Genomic DNA, 17471 nt, shown 5'->3' on the forward strand with positions numbered 1-17471 from the left:
AATGTTTGTCATTTATAAATTTTTTCCTCGATTTAACCTGCGTTTAGACAACTTCCTCCAAATGCTATGAGCTAACTTTATTTCCTTATCTGTCAAGCCGTAATGTTGTTTTAAGATTACTTCGTTTGTGATTTTTAGCACTTCTTCAATGTCGGTTTTGTCTCGAATTAATTCATCAATTTTTGATAATAATTCTGCATTAGCTTTGTGATATGGAAGCAATATTTTTTCTGCTTCGTTTGGCATTAATTCCAATACACCGCCACCGTGACTTCTTCCTGAAACTTCTGCAAATGCCAATGAAAGCGAATTGTAATAACTTGCTGTTAATGCTTGAATATCCGTGTTAGGTTTTACAAAAACACGGTGCATTGTGTCAGTCGTATATGCTTCTGCCTGATTTATGATTAATCTTGGATAAAGATTATTCCGTCTGATAAACAAAGCATCGGAAATTTTTAAAGATGGTACTACAAACCAATCATTTCTTATTCCTGTTTTGTAACCTTTATGAATGTTTAAACTTTCACCGTGGGCAATATATTTTGCAGCCCCATTGTTTTGATTTAAGTTTACTCTATCAGGAAATGCCAATAAATGGGCTTTTGCTTTTGAGAATTTATTCTTTTCCCAATCTTCTTTAGTAAAAATTACACTATTTACCTGCACACTTCTGCCGACCATTGGTTTAGCGTAATCTTCAAGTTTATATTCTTCAACTGTTGTAAGTGGAACTGTGAAAAAATCGTTTGCTCCAGTTGTTATACCAACTTCAACTTTTGCATATTTTCCAAGCGTTGGTATATTTCTTTTCTTTGCAATATTTTCTAGAAAATCAATTTCTTCTTGTTCTAGAAAGTAGAAAGTCCATTTGTTCGATTTGAAATCAATTTTCTTTTGTGGGCTTTTTAGTCTTGCGGTGTCAAGTTTTTTTAGCTCGCTGGCATCTTTTAATTCGATGTGTTCAATGTTATGTTCCTTAGTTCCATTTTTTTCGCAAAGTAATAAAACTACTTCTTGCTGAATATCCGGAAATACTAATTTTTCAAATGATATGATGTTGATTTTATTGTAAAACTGTGCAATGAATTTTCGCAATTGCAAAGCAAAGGAAACCTGCAAAATTTCTGCTGGCAAAACAAAACCGATTTTTCCGCCTTTATCTTTTAATAGTAAAGAAGAGCCAACTACAAAAGAAACCCAAGCGTTTGTGAGTTTTGAATATTTTAAACCTGCTTTTATAAAAATATCTCCCGCTTCTGCTTGCTGATTTCTGTCGAAAAACTGAAAGCGAATGTAAGGCGGATTGCCTACAACTAAATCAAACCGCTTTTCTGTATTATTACAATAAGTATGAAAATCGTCATTGATTACTTGCTTGTTTTCAAGTTCAATTTTATCCGCTTTTTTAGCTTCTATTTCATCAAATTCAATGGCTGTAATTGAATTGTATTTTGATTTTAAGTTTTTCAGTTGTTCCAAAAACACACCATCGCCACAACTTGGTTCAAGTATATCAAAGTCATTGCTACCATTAATTCCCCAACGCAAAACAAATTCTGCAATAGGCTCAGGCGTATAAAATCCGCCTCTTAATTTCTCGGCTGTTGCGTTCTCAATTAGCTTCATACAATTCTTTGATTAAAGGGATTAATAAATCGTCATCGCCTAAATCGTATAATTTGGCTAACAGCTTTTCTAAGTTTGCTTTTTCTCTTTCAAATTGTCCTTGCAATGGTGTCAAGTTTCTTTTGTTTCCTGCATTCAAGTCTATTTGGTCTTGTATGCTGATAAGTTCTTTTTGTGTTTCAACAATTTTGTCGTGAAGTGCTTTTTCTTTTGCGTTGGCAAAATCAATTTTACGAATAGGTAAGTTGTTGAGGACTTTTGTTCCTCTTGCAAAATAACTTCCTCTAAAAATTTCACCTGTTAAGATTACAAACCATTCAACATATTTTGAGTTCAGTATTGCCTGAATGTAGTAAGTAGAATAATCGAATTTGTCGGGCATAGTGATAGCACAATAACCAGCCGTTCCACCCGATGTGAAAAGCGTTCCATAATTGTCAATCGCATATTTGTCGCCACTTGATAAAACTCCAAGTATTATCTTTTCTTTTTTGTCTGAAATATTTAACCCTTGTTGTCTACCAAACCTATGCCATTCGTCTTTTGTAGCAGGTTCAGGTTTTATATCTCTTTTCGGATTGCTGAGAATTGCTTTGTGCTTTTGTAAATAATTAAAAGTAAGCGGATATTTCTTCTGAATATCAGTAAGCGAAATTATTTCAACACCTTTTTTTGTGTTTTGATAAGGATAAATAACTCTTGCATTAGGCTTGAAAGTTCTGTAAGTGTTCAGATTGTCTTCCCCTGATGATGTTTGAAAATAAGGCCTCGTAATTGCCTGTTCAATCTTGTAATCAATTCCTTTTTTGGAAAAATGATAATGTTTCGCATCTTTTTTCGTTGGAATAAAGATGTAAATGTCATTTGCGCTTGTTTGAATACCATTAAAGATATTCTCGCTACCAACTAAATCAATAAGCGTAGAACTTTTAGCAACAATTTTGTTGTAAGCATTGGTTAACTCTGGCGGAACTAAAACCCAAACTTCATTGTCTAATTCTTTCGTTTTTTTAGATGCATATTTTACGGCTTCGGGTTCACGAACTTTCCAACTTTTCAGGCTTTTGATTTCTGCGTATTGAAAAGTTTTTTGAGGTGTTTTGTTTAAAATCAGTAAACAAGTATAAGTTGTTTTGTCTGCAAAAATCTGATTTGCACCAAATGAAACAATCGAATGTAAATGACCCTTTGTTGCAAGTTCTTCTCTTAATTTCTTACCTGCACCAACTTTGGTAAACTTACTTGGAACAATGTAGCCTAAAACTCCATCGTCATTTAACAAGTTTATACCTTGTTCAAGGAACAAAAAGTATTTATCAAACTGCTTGTAAGCCGAAGCGTAATTTGCTTTATAAAGCGGTAACTCAAGCGGTGTGATATTTTTCATATCCTCCGATTTCATATAAGGAGGATTACCAATAATTACATCAAAACGAAGTTTTGAAAAATCAAAAGGATTGATTTCAGTTTGGTTCTTCTTTTCAACTTGTGTTGGGTTCAACAAACTATTGCCAAAGAAAATATTGTTGGATAAATCAGGTAAAACTGGTTTGCTTGTATTTGTTGAAGATGTGTTTTCGTCTTCTAAAAGTTTTAGTAATAGTCCGAATTTTGCGGCTTCAACTGCATTATAATCTTTATCAACTCCATAAACACAATTCAGCAAAAGTTCCCTTTTAATTTTGAAAGGAAGTTTGTAAGTGTTAATGTTGGTTTGAATAAGTTTTGTTTTGTCAGCTTTTAAATAGTAGTCAATTAAAATATCATTTAATAACTGAAAAAGTTCCAATAGAAACGCACCAGAACCACAAGCGATGTCTGCAAATTTCAGTTTCAAAATTTGCTTGTCGGTTTTGTCCTTACATTTTTGCAAAACCGTATTTCGCAAAATATCATAGATAATAAATGTTGGCGTTGTTACAATATCTCTATCAATATTTTCAGGCTTCTTTACCAATTCAACTGTTGCGTTTTGAACAGTCAATTTTTCGGACAGAAAAATTTCATAAATACTGCCTAAAATATCAGATGAAAACACACTGAAAGAATAAGGGCTTTCAGGATAATAGAGTTGTTTTATGATTATCCAAAATGCGGAACTGATATTTTCTACAATTTTATCTTTCAGTAACTGGTCAAATAACCCTGAATTATAACGTTTGTCTGCCTGTTCAAATTTCTTGATGAGTGCATTAAAATCACTTGAATTTGCGAACTTTAACAGCGTTTGATAATCTTCCAAATTTCGGTCTTCGCAAACACGCAAAAACAAAATCCTATTCAAGTAACTTTGAACAATATCGTTTAAATCTTGCTCTTTTATTTTCGGATTGTGATTGTATATTTCACTACCTAACAACTTTCTCCACTCATTGAATTGTTGCAGAAAAAGGGTATCAATGGAATATTGATTTAACTTGTTTTCAATAGTTTGCCACTCGTTATCAAACGCACCTGAATAAACTGCATCCTTACCCAACAGTTTTTTAATTTCCTCAAACTTGCTTTCGTATTCCGTGTAATGATATTTTTTGATTAATGCCTTATTGTAATTGTCGGCCTCATCAACTTTTACCGAAGTATCGTAAATAATTAGATATTCGAAGTTTGATAAGACGGAGATTTTTAATTTAGCTGTAAAGCCATATCGTCTTACTTGCTTTGCCGTGTCGTTGTTTGCTTCAATTGCTACACAAGGTTTTTTAGCTTCCAAAAAGAATTTTCTTTCCGAAAACAAACGAAATGAATAATCAGGTTTTTTTGAGTGTTCGGAAGCGTTTGCTTTCAATGCTTCTTCTAAAATCACTTCTCTTTCGTTGGTAGTTTTTCCTGCGTTATTTTTTATATCCCAACCAATCAATTCAAAAAATGGATCTAAGAAATCACTTCGAAGCAGTGTTTCGTTATACTTGTTAGTTAAGTAATGTTTTCGGTCAGAAGAATATTTTTCTATGAGTTGTTTTATTGTCATTTCTTCTTATTCTGTTTTATATATTTTGCTCTTTCCTCTGCCACTTTCAGTGCTTTCATACCTAAATCTTCATCTTTAATTTCATATAGAATTTTGTCGCTCAAGAATGAAACCAAAAGTTCGTCTGAGTTACAGCGATATATATCAGCAAGTTTCAGTACTATTTCCTTTGTGATTTTACGTTCCCCACGTTCCATCTTACTTAAAATAGCAACGTCAATATCGAGTAAAGCGGCAACTTTCCGCAGAGGCAACTCCTTTTTTTCTCGGATGTGCCTTAATTTTTCCCCTATAGTTTCTGTTGACATAACTTCTGTTGACATAATGTGTCAAATTTATACAAAAATTTATAGTAATCCAAATTCCGGAAAAACTTTGTCAGGAAATAATTCAAATCAAACTTATCAAGCCATCTACCGCCAAGTAATTCCTCTCACTGCCAAATTGTTATAACACCTCAATTTCTGAAACACCTTTGTCCCGAAAGCCCGCAAGGTGCGGGTTAAGGATAACAATTTAATGTGTTTCAATTATGAAAAAAAAGAGAAAAAAAGTATTGCTGGCAGCCGTGGCAATGCTGTCAGGAATTGGTGCGTTCGCACAGGGAAATGGTACAGCCGGTATCAACGAAGCTACCCAAATGGTAACGTCTTATTTCGACCCCGCTACACAGCTCATTTACGCTATCGGTGCAGTAGTAGGTCTCATCGGCGGTGTTAAAGTGTACAACAAATTCAGTAATGGAGATCCCGACACAAGTAAAACGGCGGCTTCGTGGTTTGGTGCGTGTATTTTCTTAATCGTAGCGGCAACCGTCCTTCGCTCATTCTTCCTTTAATCCCTTGCCTTATGAGTAATTACAACATCAATAAAGGTATCGGAAGAACGGTGGAATTTAAAGGGTTGAAAGCACAATACCTGTTCATTTTTGCAGGTGGATTGCTCGGCACACTAATCCTAGTGATGATACTATATATGATTGGAGTTAATTCTTACGTCTGCTTGTTTGTTGGTGCAGGCGGTGCTTCGCTGATTATATGGCAAACCTTCTCACTGAACAGAAAATATGGCGAACACGGTTTGATGAAAATTGGAGCCAATAAACGCCATCCCCGCTACATCATTTGTCGCAAGGCTGTACACCGCTATTTAAAATTCACAGCTAAACCCAATGTACGATGAGAAATACAGCAAAATCTACAACATTAGAAAGCAAGTTTCCATTATTGGCGGTCGAGAATAATTGTATTCTGTCAAAGGATGCAGACATTACCGCCTGCTTTGAAGTTCATTTGCCCGAACTATTTACGGTAGCTTCAGCTGAATACGAAGCTATTCATTCCGCTTGGCACAAGGCTATTAAAACATTGCCAGATTTTACGATAGTTCATAAACAGGATTGGTACATCAAGGAAAATTACGCACCCAATTTGGCAAAAGATGACCAAAGTTTTCTAGCAAAATCCTACCAACGCCATTTCAATGAACGTCCATTTCTGAACCACTATTGCTATCTGTTTCTAACCAAAACGAGCAAAGAGCGTATGCGAATGCAGAGCAATTTCAGTTCGCTTTGTAAAGGGACACTAGTACCGAAAGAAATCAGGGATAAGGAAGTGATACACCGCTTTATGGAAGCCGTTGCGCAGTTTGAACGTATCGTAAATGATAGCGGATTTATCAAACTGAAACGGTTAAGCGAGGACGAAATCATTGGTACAGATGAAAAACAGGGATTATTGGAGCAGTACCTAACGCTATCAAGGGAAGCTGGAACACCGATGCAAGACATTGCATTGGGAGGCGAAGAAATTCGTATAGGTAACAAAAGATTATGCCTGCACACTTTATCCGATACCGACGATTTGCCCGGAACGGTGTCTGCCAATACCCGTTTTGAAAAACTATCTACCGACCGAAGTGATTGCCGTTTGTCGTTCGCTGCACCTGTAGGATTGCTGTTGAGCTGTAACCACATTTACAACCAATATTTATTTTTAGATAACAGTGAAGCCAACCTGCAAAAATTTGAGAAGTCTGCAAGAAATATGCACTCATTGGCTCGTTACAGTCGGGCAAACCAAATCAACAAAGAGTGGATTGAAAAGTACTTGAATGAGGCGCATAGTTTTGGGCTGTCTTCCATTAGGGCGCATTTCAATATTATGGCTTGGTCAGATGACCCAGGCGAACTTAAACAAATAAAAAACGATTGCGGTAGTGCTTTGGCACTGATGGAATGCAAACCAAGGCACAATACTACAGATGTAGCCACCTTGTATTGGGCAGGAATGCCGGGCAATGCAGGCGATTTTCCGAGTGAGGAAAGTTTTTACACGTTCATTGAACCTGCTTTGTGTTTTTTCACAGAAGAAACCAATTACCACAATTCGCCTTCGCCATTCGGTATCAAGATGGCTGACCGATTAACTGGAAAGCCTATCCATTTGGACATATCGGATTTACCTATGAAACAGGGTATCATCACGAACCGCAACAAGTTTATACTTGGTCCATCGGGTTCGGGTAAATCGTTCTTCACAAACCATATGGTAAGGCAGTATTACGAACAAGGTGCTCACGTTTTGTTGGTGGATACTGGTAATTCCTATCAGGGATTATGCGAACTCATCAAAGGAAAAACCAAAGGCGAAGATGGTGTTTATTTTACCTATACCGAAGATAATCCGATTGCTTTTAATCCTTTCTACACCAATGATGGCGTGTTTGATATTGAAAAGAGAGAAAGTGTCAAAACACTGATACTTACCCTTTGGAAACGTGATGATGAACCGCCGACCCGCTCGGAAGAAGTGGCATTATCAAATGCCGTAAGCGGATATATCGAACGCATCAAACACGATAATCTAAATCCATCTTTCAATGGTTTTTATGAATATGTAAGGGGCGATTATCGCAAGGTACTGGAAGCAAAACAGGTTAGGGAAAAAGACTTTGACATTGCCAATTTCCTCAATGTTTTAGAGCCTTACTACAAAGGTGGCGAGTATGATTATCTGTTGAATTCTGACAAACAATTAGACCTGCTTTCCAAACGCTTTATCGTGTTTGAAATTGATGCCATCAAAGACCATAAAATCCTCTTTCCAATAGTGACCATCATCATTATGGAAGTCTTCATTAATAAAATGAGAAGGCTGAAAGGCATCCGAAAACTCATCCTAATTGAAGAAGCGTGGAAAGCCATCGCCAAAGAAGGAATGGCAGAATACATCAAGTACCTCTTTAAAACGGTTAGGAAATTTTTTGGTGAAGCCATCGTGGTAACACAAGAAGTGGACGACATCATTCAATCGCCCATCGTAAAGGAAAGTATCATCAATAACAGTGACTGTAAAATCCTGCTCGACCAGCGAAAGTATATGAACAAGTTCGATGATATACAGGCAATGCTCGGTTTAACTGATAAGGAAAAAGCGCAGGTACTTTCCATCAATATGAACAATGACCCATCACGGCTTTACAAAGAAGTTTGGATTGGTTTGGGCGGAACCCATTCTGCGGTATATGCCACAGAAGTTAGTTTGGAGGAATATCTCGCATACACCACCGAAGAAACCGAAAAACTGGAAGTGATGCAACTCGCATCCGAACTGGATGGTAATGTAGAACTCGCTATAAAACACATCGCTATGCAACGGCGTGATAGTGCAAATCAATAATTCATTAACAATTTAAAATTTAAGAAAATGAAAAAAATCCTTTTTATGTTGGGTACAGCACTGATGCTTGCCGTAGCACCATCTGCAAAAGCCCAATGGGTAGTTACAGACCCCACGAACTTAGCTTCAGGCATTCTCAATAGTGCCAACGAAATTATACAGACTTCTTCCACTGTAAGTAATGTGATTAAGAACTTCAAGGAAGTAGAGAAAGTGTACAAACAGGGCAAAGAATACTACGACAAACTACAGGCTATAAACAATCTGGTCAAAGATGCCCGCAAAGTGCAACAGACTGTTTTGTTGGTAGGCGATGTTTCGGAAATATATGTTCAGAATTTCGGCAAGATGATGAACGACCCAAATTTTTCGCCACAGGAATTGGTAGCTATTGGTAACGGCTATTCTTCATTGCTAAATGAAAGTACCGAACTGCTGAAAGAATTGAAGCAGATCATAACCTCATCCAGCCTTTCGCTAAACGACAAAGAGCGTATGGATGTTATCGACCGTGTGTACAAGGAAGTTAAAGACTATCATAGCCTCGTTCGCTATTACACCAACAAGAATATCTCTGTAAGCTATTTGAGAGCGAAAAAGAAAAACGATGCCAAAAGAGTACTTGAACTCTATGGAACTGCTAACCAAAAATACTGGTAAAATGGAATGGAATAATCTTCACGAAGTACTGCGCTCGCTGTACGATGATATGATGCCACTTGCTGGTGATATGGCTGGAGTAGCTAAAGGTGTAGCCGGATTAGGTGCTTTGTTCTATGTGGCATTAAAGGTTTGGCAGGCTTTGAGCCGAGCCGAACCTATTGATATGTTTCCGTTATTACGTCCGTTTGCCTTGGGACTTTGCATTATGTTTTTCCCAACAATCGTGTTGGGAACCATCAATGCGGTACTTAATCCGATAGTAACAGGAACCCATTCTATTCTCGAAGATCAGGTGCTTGACCTCAACAAATTGCAACAGCAGAAAGACCAATTGGAATATGAAGCAATGGTAAGAAATCCCGAAACCGCTTATATGGCATCGGATGAAGAATTCGATAAGAAATTGGAGGAATTGGGTTGGTCGCCTTCTGATGTTGGAACAATGGCTGGAATGTATATGGACAGGCAAGCCTACAAGATTGAGAAAGCAATAAAAGAATGGTTTCGCAATTTATTGGAAATACTTTTTCAGGCAGCAGCATTGGTTATTGATACGATAAGAACATTTTTTCTGATAGTCTTGTCAATACTCGGACCAATTGCCTTTGCTATTTCCGTGTGGGATGGTTTTCAATCTACGCTCACGCAATGGTTTACAAGGTATGTAAGCGTTTACCTCTGGCTTCCTGTATCCGATTTATTCAGTTCGATGCTGGCAAGAATACAATCGCTGATATTGGAACGGGACATCGAAATGCTCGCCGACCCAACCTATATACCCGATACAAGTAATACCGTGTATATCATTTTTATGATTATTGGTATCGTAGGATATTTTACAATTCCAACGGTAACAGGCTGGATTATTCAGGCTGGCGGTGCAGGAAACTTTACCCGTAATGTTAACCAAACGGCAATGAAATCGGGAAATCTTGCTGGAGCTGGAGCTGGATCTGTTGCAGGTAATATTGGTGGCAGGCTAATCAATAAGTAAAAACAAATTAATCTTTTAAGAAATGGAATTTAAAACACTCAGAAATATCGAAAATAGCTTTAAACAGATAAGGCTGTTCGCCATTGTGTTTGCTGTTCTCTGCATTAGCGTTGTCGGGTATGCCGTATGGAAATCTTACAGCTTTGCAACAGAACAGCGCCAAAAAATTTATGTGTTGGACAATGGAAAATCATTGATGTTGGCTCTTTCGCAAGATGCATCCATCAACCGCCCGGTTGAGGCAAGAGAACACGTAAGGCGTTTTCACGAACTCTTTTTTACACTTGCACCCGACAAAAATGCTATTGAAAGCAATATGAAACGAGCGTTCAATCTTGCCGATAAAAGTGCCTTTGATTACTACAAAGACCTTTCAGAAAAAGGTTATTACAATCGTATCATATCGGGAAATGTACAGCAACGTATCGAGGTGGACAGTGTGGTCTGCAATTTCGACAATTATCCTTATGCAGTGCGTACTTACGCTAAGCAATTCATCATCCGTTCCAGCAATGTGACAAAGCGAAGCTTGGTAACGTCCTGTTTCCTTGTAAACTCTGTCCGTTCAGACAATAACCCACAAGGTTTCAATATTGAAAAATTTGCAGTTGTTGAGAATAAGGACATTGAAGTTATTCAACGCTAAAACCAAATATTATGAAACAGTTACTCGATTTAGACACGTTCTCAAAAACTCTTTCGGATAAAGGCTATAACAGTTATTTCCATACCCAATCGGCTTATCCCGGCAAACTAAAAGGCAGTATCAGCGAATATCTGGAAGCTTGTAGTAGCGGAAAAGAACATTTGCCAAAAGGGGATTTAATTCTTACTGGCTACCTCCAGTGGGCAGGAGATGAGCGACCGAGTGTTCAATGCAATTCGTGGGTAAAACACGAAAACGGAACATTTGACCTTAGCAAAATGGAGGTAAAAAAGAACGACCGGTTTGGAAATATATTAAAGCATTCGGAACTCCTCAACCTTTCTGTTGAAACAGCACCCAAAGCTAATGAAGCAATTTCAATGGTAAGTGAAACTGAAAAACAGAAAAATCCTATTGGACAAAGACGCTTTAGGCTATAACACCCAATAACAGTTAAAGTATGAAAAAATTAAGAGCAAATATGGACAGGTATTTTAACAAGTTGGACGAACGATGGCGGGAATTGCCGGTTCGCAAACAGCATAAATACACCTTATACTTTTTTATAGGATATCTACTGCTTACCGCAGGGGTCATTTTAAAAGTATGGTATGATGCAGGCAAAGCCAATAACAATTTGGTCATCGAGCATATCGAAAACCCTGTCCTAAAAAAGAAAGAAAGTCCTGAAAAGTTGCAGGATACATTGAAAACAATTTTTAAAAATAAATTTTATGAAAGAAAATGAAAAAAGGGTCAGCATTCTTGTTGAGGAAGGCGACGAAAACAAAGCATCTAACCTTACGGAGGATAAAAAGAGCACTATTGAACGATTTAAAAAACCAATCATTTTTGGTTTAATGGGGATTGTTTTTATGGGTTGTTTATACCTCATATTTAAACCATCGGCAGACAAAAAAGAAATGGAAAACATCGGATTAAATGATGCCGTTCCTCAATCTTCTGAAGAAGGAATGCAAGGTGATAAGCAAAAAGCTTATGAGCAAGATATGTTGGAACAGAAAGATCAGGAAAAACGAAATGCCCTGACTACGCTATCGGACTATTGGAATATCGATAGCACACGGCAAACCAAAGTGGAGTTGCCCGAAGAAGACCAAAACAACGGTATGATGGCTGGAAAATCAGGCACTTCGACATTGAACAGCTACCAAAATGCACAAAACCCATTAGGTTCATTTTATCAGGATAATAACAGCGAAACACAAGAACTACGCAAGCAATTGGACGAATTAAAAGAACAACTAGCGGAAAAAGATATTCCTAAATCTGCAACTGTAGATGACCAATTAGCATTGATGGAAAAATCGTATCAGATGGCTTCAAAGTATCTGCCTTCGGGAGGAAATAATGGAAAACCGATAAGCACAGATAGTGCTGACCGAGGTTCTTCTTCGAATTCGCAGAAAGAATATTTTGTAGCATTTACACCAACAAGAAAAAAGGCTGTATCGGCTTTGTACAGAGAACCTACTGATAGTGCTTTTTTAGCGGACTGGAGCGAAAGCAAAAACCGAGGTTTCTATACTGCCGGATCTGTAGAACAAGTGGCTCAACCAAAAAATAGCGTAAAAGCCAGCATACAGGAAACACAGACCATTATTGGCGAAAGTGGTGTACGATTGCGTTTATTAGAGCCTGCACAAACGCCAAACCGTACCATTCCGCAGGGAACAATTTTAACGGCAATCGGGAAATTTCAGGCAGGACGTTTACAATTAAAAGTTACTTCCATTGAGTTGGAGGGCAATATTATTCCTGTGGATATAACCATCTATGACCTCGATGGTCAGCAAGGTTTGTATGTGCCATATTCGCCAGAGCGTAATGCCGTAACAGACATTGTTGCCAATATGGGAAATGCCACAGGTTCAAGTTTCAATATGAACTCCTCAACAGGACAACAGATTGGTTCCGACCTCAGTAAAAGTGCAGTACAAGGCATTTCGGGTTATTTCGCAAAAAAAATACGAACACCAAAAATTACGCTAAAAGCAGGACATCAGGTTTTCCTTGTATCTAAAAAATAATGTTGAACTCAAATAATTAAAAAGATGAAAAATCATATAAAAACTTTTTGGGCTTTTGCCCTTATCATCGGCTTTGCCGTAAACACTTTTGCACAAGACAGCATAAAAGCACCGCTTGCTTTGGGCAAGATAGAACCATACCAAATGCAGGTAACTTATGACAAGACTACCCATTTGATTTTCCCGACCGCTATACGATATGTGGATTTGGGTAGCGAATACCTAATTGCAGGAAAGGCGGACGATGCGGAAAACGTACTTCGTGTAAAAGCATCAGTAAAAGATTTCGAAACGGAAACCAATTTTTCGGTCATTACCAATGATGGTCGCTTTTACAGCTTCAATGTGCATTACAGTCCATATCCGGAAGCGTTGAGCTACGACCTGTTGACAATGCAAAAAGCAGTGGATAAAAAGAATGGAAACGATGTGCTTTTTGAAGAATTGGGTAATAATTCGCCATCATTGGCAGGCTTGCTTTTGGAAACGATTTACAAGAACAATAATCGAATTGTAAAGCATATCGGTGCTAAAAGTTTTGGTATTCAATTTATCCTGAAAGGAATTTACATTCACAACGGCAAATACTATTTCCATACAGAATTGAGAAACCGTACCAATGTGCCGTTTCAGATTGATTTTATCAATTTCAAAGTAGTAGATAAAAAGGTAGCAAAACGTACCGTGGTGCAGGAAAGACCAATGATACCGCTACGTACTTATAAGCCGTTGGATGAGATTGGTGGAAAGGCAATTGAACAAAATGTGTTCCTATTAGATCAGTTTACCATTGCCGATGACAAGGTTTTACTGATTGAAATCTTTGAGAAAAACGGTGGCAGACATCAAACACTTCAAGTAGAAAATTCGGATCTAATTAAGGCTCGCTTGATTAACGATATGCACCTGAAATTTTAATAACTATTTAAAACAACAATATGAAAAAGTATATCTATACGGTGATGCTCGTTTTGATGGGCATTACCGCCAGTCAGGCACAACGAATGTTGCCTAAGCAAAAAGGCTTGGAAGTAAGTGCAGGTGTATTATCTGACGATAAAATCGGAAACGATTATTACATCAATTTAGCAATGACCGTAAATGGAAAAAACGGCAATTACCAGCTTTGGGCGTTAGAATATACGCACCAATACCATTCCTATAAAGACCTCCGCATACCGCAAGAAACTTACACAGCCGAAGGTGGTTACAGCATCTTTCTCTTGGGGGATGCTAGAAAAAACATAACGTTGAATGCCGGAATTACTGGTGTAATCGGTTATGAAACCATCAACCGTGGAGAAGCAATGTTGGATGACGGAGCAAAAATAGTGAGTGATGACAATTTCATTTACGGAGCTGGCGGACGACTGACTTTTGAAACGTATCTATCCGACCGATTTGTGTTAGTCCTGCAAGGGCGAACAAAGGTTTTATGGGGGACGGATATGAAACAATTCCGACCATCAGCAGGTGCGGGAATAAGGTTTAACTTTTAAAAAACGTATAAAAATGACAACATTTTTCAAATCATTTAAAATAGGATTTCTGCCACTGTATGTATTGTTGGCAATCCTCATAAGTTCGGTTGCTTTGGTATCTTGTAGCAAAGATGACGAACTCGAAATACAGAATAATTTTCCTTTTGAAGTACAGGTTATGCCTGTTCCAAAAGATGTGTCGAATGGGCAAACCGTCGAAATAAGAATGACGATAAAACGAAGCGGAAATTACAATAATACCAAGTATTTTATCCGTTACTTTCAATTTGACGGGCAGGGAATTTTAAGATATTATAATGAACCTGCATATTTGCCGAACGATTTATATCCTTTACCAACAGAGCAGTTCCGATTGTATTACACTTCTACATCCACTGTGTCGCAATCCTTTGATGTATGGATCTCTGATAGTTTTGGAAATGAAAAGAAACTCACTTTCCAATTCAACAGTAGCGATTAATAAATAAAATTCTGTCCAATAAGGCAGGATTTTTTATGCTTTCAAGGTTGAATTTTGATTTTTTCCGATGTTTCAAAACAAAATTTTCGTAAATTTAAAGTAGAAATGTAATAGCTATTATTATGGTTGCATCATTAGTTATAGGAATACTATTTTTGGTTTTAGGCTTGGTGCTTCGCTACTGGATTAATCGTAGAAAATTTTACAGGCGAAGTCCTATAGGAGCAGAAAGCTTTTCCTCTTATGAAAAATCAGTTGGCATTAAGTTTATTGAACGTGTTGGCAAATGGATAGCTTATGCACTGATTATCTTCGGGCTATTGTCATTATGGGTTTATTCCCGTGAGAAAAACGATAAGGAAAAAAAGAAAGTGGAGATAAAAACTGAACCAACCGACCAACGCAGATAATCATTTTATAAATATAGTTTTGAAGAAAATCGGATAGCCCAAAAGCTTATCCGATTTTTTTTACAGGTTAGTAAAAGCCAAATACTGCCTTTCAACGCCATTCAAATCCAGCTTTTCCAATCCCTTTAAAAGTCTCTGTAAATTCAACTTCCACCGAAAATTGAACAAAAATGGAAGTAATCGCAATACAGAAATCCGCATTGGATGGAATGAAAAATGAGCTGAAGGAACTTTTGGAAATAACAAAAAGTGCCACCGAAAAATATGCCTCTATTTTTAATAAAGAGAAGTGGTTGGATAACCAGGAAGTGTGTTTGATGATGAAGATTACCAAACGGACTTTACAGACTTATAAGGATAAAGGCATATTATCGAATTCCAGATTGAACCGCAAAAATTATTATAAACTCTCGGATGTAAAGACTTTGCTCGAAGCCGGACAGCCGTATAACACAGACACCGATGGATTTAATAACTAATGAAGCCGAAGAGATTATAGACCATCACGAAATGATACTCTTATTAAGAAATTACATCGAGGAAATATTGAAATATTACCGACCTGTAATGAACGGCGAAATATATCTTTCTGGTCAGAATGTTTGTGAACTATTGCACATCAGCAAACGTACATTACAGCAATATAGGAATGATAAAATATTACCCTTTATCCAAATAGGGGGAAAAATTATTTTTAAAGAATCAGATATACTCACTGCACTAGAGCAAAATTATGTAACCAATAAAGCTGGTTATTAATCATTTTTTTGACCTATTTGGCTTTAAAGGTATGATGAGTATCAAAAGCAGTTTACTATCTTTGTATCGAAATATAGAAAATCTTAAAGTGTTTTTACTTTAAGTCCCACATTGAAAACTGGTAATTTTTAGACAACGGGACAATAAGAAAGAACACCTATGCCATAGGCGTAGGTGCTCGCTTATTCGTTGTCGGGTATACCAGTACCTCAATGTGCGGTAAGTGTAGTGGCCTGCGCCTTATTTTTTTGCAGGACTACATCAACTTCAAAAAGTATGATGATATGGAAACTGGTACAGCACAAGAAAAAATTACCCTAGCTTTTATTAATGACAAAAGCCCGATTATTGATGCGATATACAATGACCTTACTGCTTTAGGCAATGAAATATTGTTCCGTTCGGAGAATATACAAGATGGATTACTTCAATTATCAGCACTGAAAACGCTTCCTAAAATTTGCGTAATTGACCTTGATTTTTATAACAAAAATGTGCTGGCACAACTTCATGAATTGAATGCGAAATATCCAACTATAAAACTAATTGCCCATAGCGATATTGATGCAGATAAAGTGGCAAAGTCTCTTTTAGAACTTGGGTTTTCAAGTTATTTACTGATTGGTAGCGATACCGAAGATTTTAAAAAAGTGATTGAGAAGTGCATTTAACTCTCATCGATAATCCTAATTATCATATTGTTTTCTAATACAAATTGTATCTGGCCATATTTTTGAAATGGCCTTTCTTCTGAATTGGATGTTTTGGGGAAATACTTAACACCAATGGTTACGCCCGGTAAACTAATACTCCATGACGACCTGATTTTAAAGTCTTTTTTACACAACTTTTGCTCTGTTGAATTTAGATGTTCTTTAAACTCAGTAATTCCATCAGTTCTTAATAAGGTTTCCCAATTCAACTGTCTTTCATAAACAACTTCTTTGTCAAGATTTTTAAACATACCAAGTTCATCAAAACTATTACAAGCCTTTATGAAATCCCTGATAATTTTTCGAGGTAATTTTTCAATTTCTCTTGTTTTTTTCTTTTTGTTCTCCAGATATAATTTAAAATCGCCTTCTACCAATTCGGACAATTTATTATATCCAGAATGAAAGGCTTCTAGTTGAGATTTATAAAGTCTATCTTTTAATATTTCAGCCGTACTATCTTCAATTTTAGTTTTGAAATTATCTAATAATAGAAACCCCTTTTCATCAGTTGCTTTGTTTATACCATCCACAATATTCACATAATAATACTGTTCTTTATCTTCAAATAGAACCTTGATTTTAGGGTTGAAATTTTCCGTTTTATGGGCTGACTTTTTAATTAGATATTTTGTTTCATCTAAGGGATTTTCAAGTGGTCTTCCCCAACCATCGGTGCAAAGTTCTGATTGGTATCTTGAAATTTGAATTCTGATTTCTTTACATCCTCTTTCAAGGTCTGTAGTATATTCGTAATCAGGGAAACAATTTTGCATTGCAGTATCCAATTCCCATTCTTCATAATCACTTGTGAAGTTTATTTGATAGCTATTTTCATATTCACAGATATAAATCGGGAACTGCAAGCTCTTTTCAATAATTTTTTGTTGTATTATTTCAATATCTGATTTTCGGTTTACAGATATAGTAATCGACGTTTCTATCATTGATGAGCTTTTTAAGGTTGGTTTTCTGAAGACGAAATAGCAA

Annotated in this window: 20 protein-coding genes; 16 read left to right on the forward strand and 4 right to left on the reverse strand. The window is 36.8% G+C overall.

The features are described from left to right. Nucleotides 1–12 precede the first annotated feature (12 nt). From FK004_RS00835 to FK004_RS00845, 3 genes are read right to left on the reverse strand one after another with little or no spacing between them, the layout of a single operon-like run. The gene (locus FK004_RS00835; protein ID WP_108735536.1) at nucleotides 13–1629 is read right to left on the reverse strand and encodes an Eco57I restriction-modification methylase domain-containing protein; all 1617 of its coding nucleotides are present in this window, start codon (nucleotides 1627–1629) and stop codon (nucleotides 13–15) included. Next, nucleotides 1616–4600, reverse strand: a complete 2985-nt coding sequence (locus FK004_RS00840) for an Eco57I restriction-modification methylase domain-containing protein (RefSeq protein WP_108735537.1) — start codon at nucleotides 4598–4600, stop codon at nucleotides 1616–1618. The genes FK004_RS00835 and FK004_RS00840 overlap by 14 nt, the downstream gene beginning before the upstream one ends. Beyond that, on the reverse strand, nucleotides 4597–4923 hold the full coding sequence (locus tag FK004_RS00845; protein WP_227871649.1) for a helix-turn-helix domain-containing protein: 327 nt from the start codon (nucleotides 4921–4923) through the stop codon (nucleotides 4597–4599). The genes FK004_RS00840 and FK004_RS00845 overlap by 4 nt, the downstream gene beginning before the upstream one ends. Before the next feature lie 209 nt (nucleotides 4924–5132). Between FK004_RS00845 and FK004_RS00850 the strand changes: the two genes are divergently transcribed. The 16 genes from FK004_RS00850 to FK004_RS00925 all read left to right on the forward strand — a co-directional run bounded on the left by FK004_RS00850 (nucleotide 5133) and on the right by FK004_RS00925 (nucleotide 16439). Then, the gene (locus FK004_RS00850) at nucleotides 5133–5438 is read left to right on the forward strand and encodes a DUF4134 domain-containing protein (protein ID WP_108735538.1); all 306 of its coding nucleotides are present in this window, start codon (nucleotides 5133–5135) and stop codon (nucleotides 5436–5438) included. Between the two features lie 11 nt (nucleotides 5439–5449). Beyond that, nucleotides 5450–5782: a DUF4133 domain-containing protein gene (locus tag FK004_RS00855; protein ID WP_108735539.1), complete on the forward strand. Its 333-nt coding sequence runs from the start codon at nucleotides 5450–5452 to the stop codon at nucleotides 5780–5782. Continuing rightward, nucleotides 5779–8283, forward strand: a complete 2505-nt coding sequence (locus FK004_RS00860; protein WP_108735540.1) for a TraG family conjugative transposon ATPase — start codon at nucleotides 5779–5781, stop codon at nucleotides 8281–8283. Before FK004_RS00855 ends, FK004_RS00860 begins: the two co-directional genes overlap by 4 nt. Before the next feature lie 27 nt (nucleotides 8284–8310). Next, nucleotides 8311–8943, forward strand: a complete 633-nt coding sequence (locus FK004_RS00865; RefSeq protein ID WP_108735541.1) for a DUF4141 domain-containing protein — start codon at nucleotides 8311–8313, stop codon at nucleotides 8941–8943. Between the two features lies 1 nt (nucleotide 8944). Next, nucleotides 8945–9940: a conjugative transposon protein TraJ gene (gene traJ, locus FK004_RS00870; RefSeq protein WP_108738705.1), complete on the forward strand. Its 996-nt coding sequence runs from the start codon at nucleotides 8945–8947 to the stop codon at nucleotides 9938–9940. Between the two features lie 22 nt (nucleotides 9941–9962). Next, the gene (gene traK / locus FK004_RS00875) at nucleotides 9963–10586 is read left to right on the forward strand and encodes a conjugative transposon protein TraK (protein WP_108735542.1); all 624 of its coding nucleotides are present in this window, start codon (nucleotides 9963–9965) and stop codon (nucleotides 10584–10586) included. An 11-nt stretch (nucleotides 10587–10597) separates the two neighbouring features. After that, nucleotides 10598–11026, forward strand: a complete 429-nt coding sequence (locus tag FK004_RS00880; RefSeq protein ID WP_108735543.1) for a hypothetical protein — start codon at nucleotides 10598–10600, stop codon at nucleotides 11024–11026. 20 nt (nucleotides 11027–11046) lie between these two features. Beyond that, a complete protein-coding gene (locus FK004_RS00885) occupies nucleotides 11047–11334 on the forward strand; it encodes a nitrogen regulatory IIA protein (protein ID WP_108735544.1) in 288 nt (95 codons plus the stop codon). Further along, entirely contained in the window at nucleotides 11321–12637 is a 1317-nt protein-coding gene (gene traM, locus FK004_RS00890; RefSeq protein WP_108735545.1) for a conjugative transposon protein TraM, read from the forward strand. The genes FK004_RS00885 and traM overlap by 14 nt, the downstream gene beginning before the upstream one ends. A 24-nt stretch (nucleotides 12638–12661) precedes the next feature. Beyond that, the gene (gene traN, locus FK004_RS00895) at nucleotides 12662–13555 is read left to right on the forward strand and encodes a conjugative transposon protein TraN (protein WP_108735546.1); all 894 of its coding nucleotides are present in this window, start codon (nucleotides 12662–12664) and stop codon (nucleotides 13553–13555) included. Between the two features lie 20 nt (nucleotides 13556–13575). After that, nucleotides 13576–14136 carry a conjugal transfer protein TraO gene (locus FK004_RS00900; protein ID WP_108735547.1) on the forward strand — a complete coding sequence of 187 codons (561 nt, stop codon included), beginning with the start codon at nucleotides 13576–13578 and terminating at the stop codon, nucleotides 14134–14136. A gap of 13 nt (nucleotides 14137–14149) precedes the next feature. Continuing rightward, the gene (locus FK004_RS00905; RefSeq protein ID WP_108735548.1) at nucleotides 14150–14599 is read left to right on the forward strand and encodes a DUF3872 domain-containing protein; all 450 of its coding nucleotides are present in this window, start codon (nucleotides 14150–14152) and stop codon (nucleotides 14597–14599) included. 122 nt (nucleotides 14600–14721) lie between these two features. Then, on the forward strand, nucleotides 14722–15009 hold the full coding sequence (locus tag FK004_RS00910; RefSeq protein WP_108735549.1) for a molybdenum ABC transporter permease: 288 nt from the start codon (nucleotides 14722–14724) through the stop codon (nucleotides 15007–15009). A gap of 170 nt (nucleotides 15010–15179) precedes the next feature. Continuing rightward, nucleotides 15180–15488: a helix-turn-helix domain-containing protein gene (locus FK004_RS00915; protein ID WP_108735550.1), complete on the forward strand. Its 309-nt coding sequence runs from the start codon at nucleotides 15180–15182 to the stop codon at nucleotides 15486–15488. Continuing rightward, complete coding sequence (locus FK004_RS00920) at nucleotides 15472–15768, forward strand: helix-turn-helix domain-containing protein (RefSeq protein ID WP_108735551.1); 297 nt, start codon at nucleotides 15472–15474, stop codon at nucleotides 15766–15768. Before FK004_RS00915 ends, FK004_RS00920 begins: the two co-directional genes overlap by 17 nt. Nucleotides 15769–16052: 284 nt before the next feature. Then, nucleotides 16053–16439 carry a response regulator transcription factor gene (locus FK004_RS00925; RefSeq protein ID WP_108735552.1) on the forward strand — a complete coding sequence of 129 codons (387 nt, stop codon included), beginning with the start codon at nucleotides 16053–16055 and terminating at the stop codon, nucleotides 16437–16439. Here FK004_RS00925 and FK004_RS00930 read toward each other — a convergent pair. After that, a complete protein-coding gene (locus tag FK004_RS00930) occupies nucleotides 16436–17428 on the reverse strand; it encodes a hypothetical protein (RefSeq protein ID WP_108735553.1) in 993 nt (330 codons plus the stop codon). The two genes, FK004_RS00925 and FK004_RS00930, sit on opposite strands and share 4 nt — an antisense overlap. Nucleotides 17429–17471 lie beyond the last annotated feature (43 nt).

Source organism: Flavobacterium kingsejongi, assembly GCF_003076475.1.
In the GTDB taxonomy this organism is placed as follows: Bacteria; Bacteroidota; Bacteroidia; order Flavobacteriales; family Flavobacteriaceae; genus Flavobacterium; species Flavobacterium kingsejongi.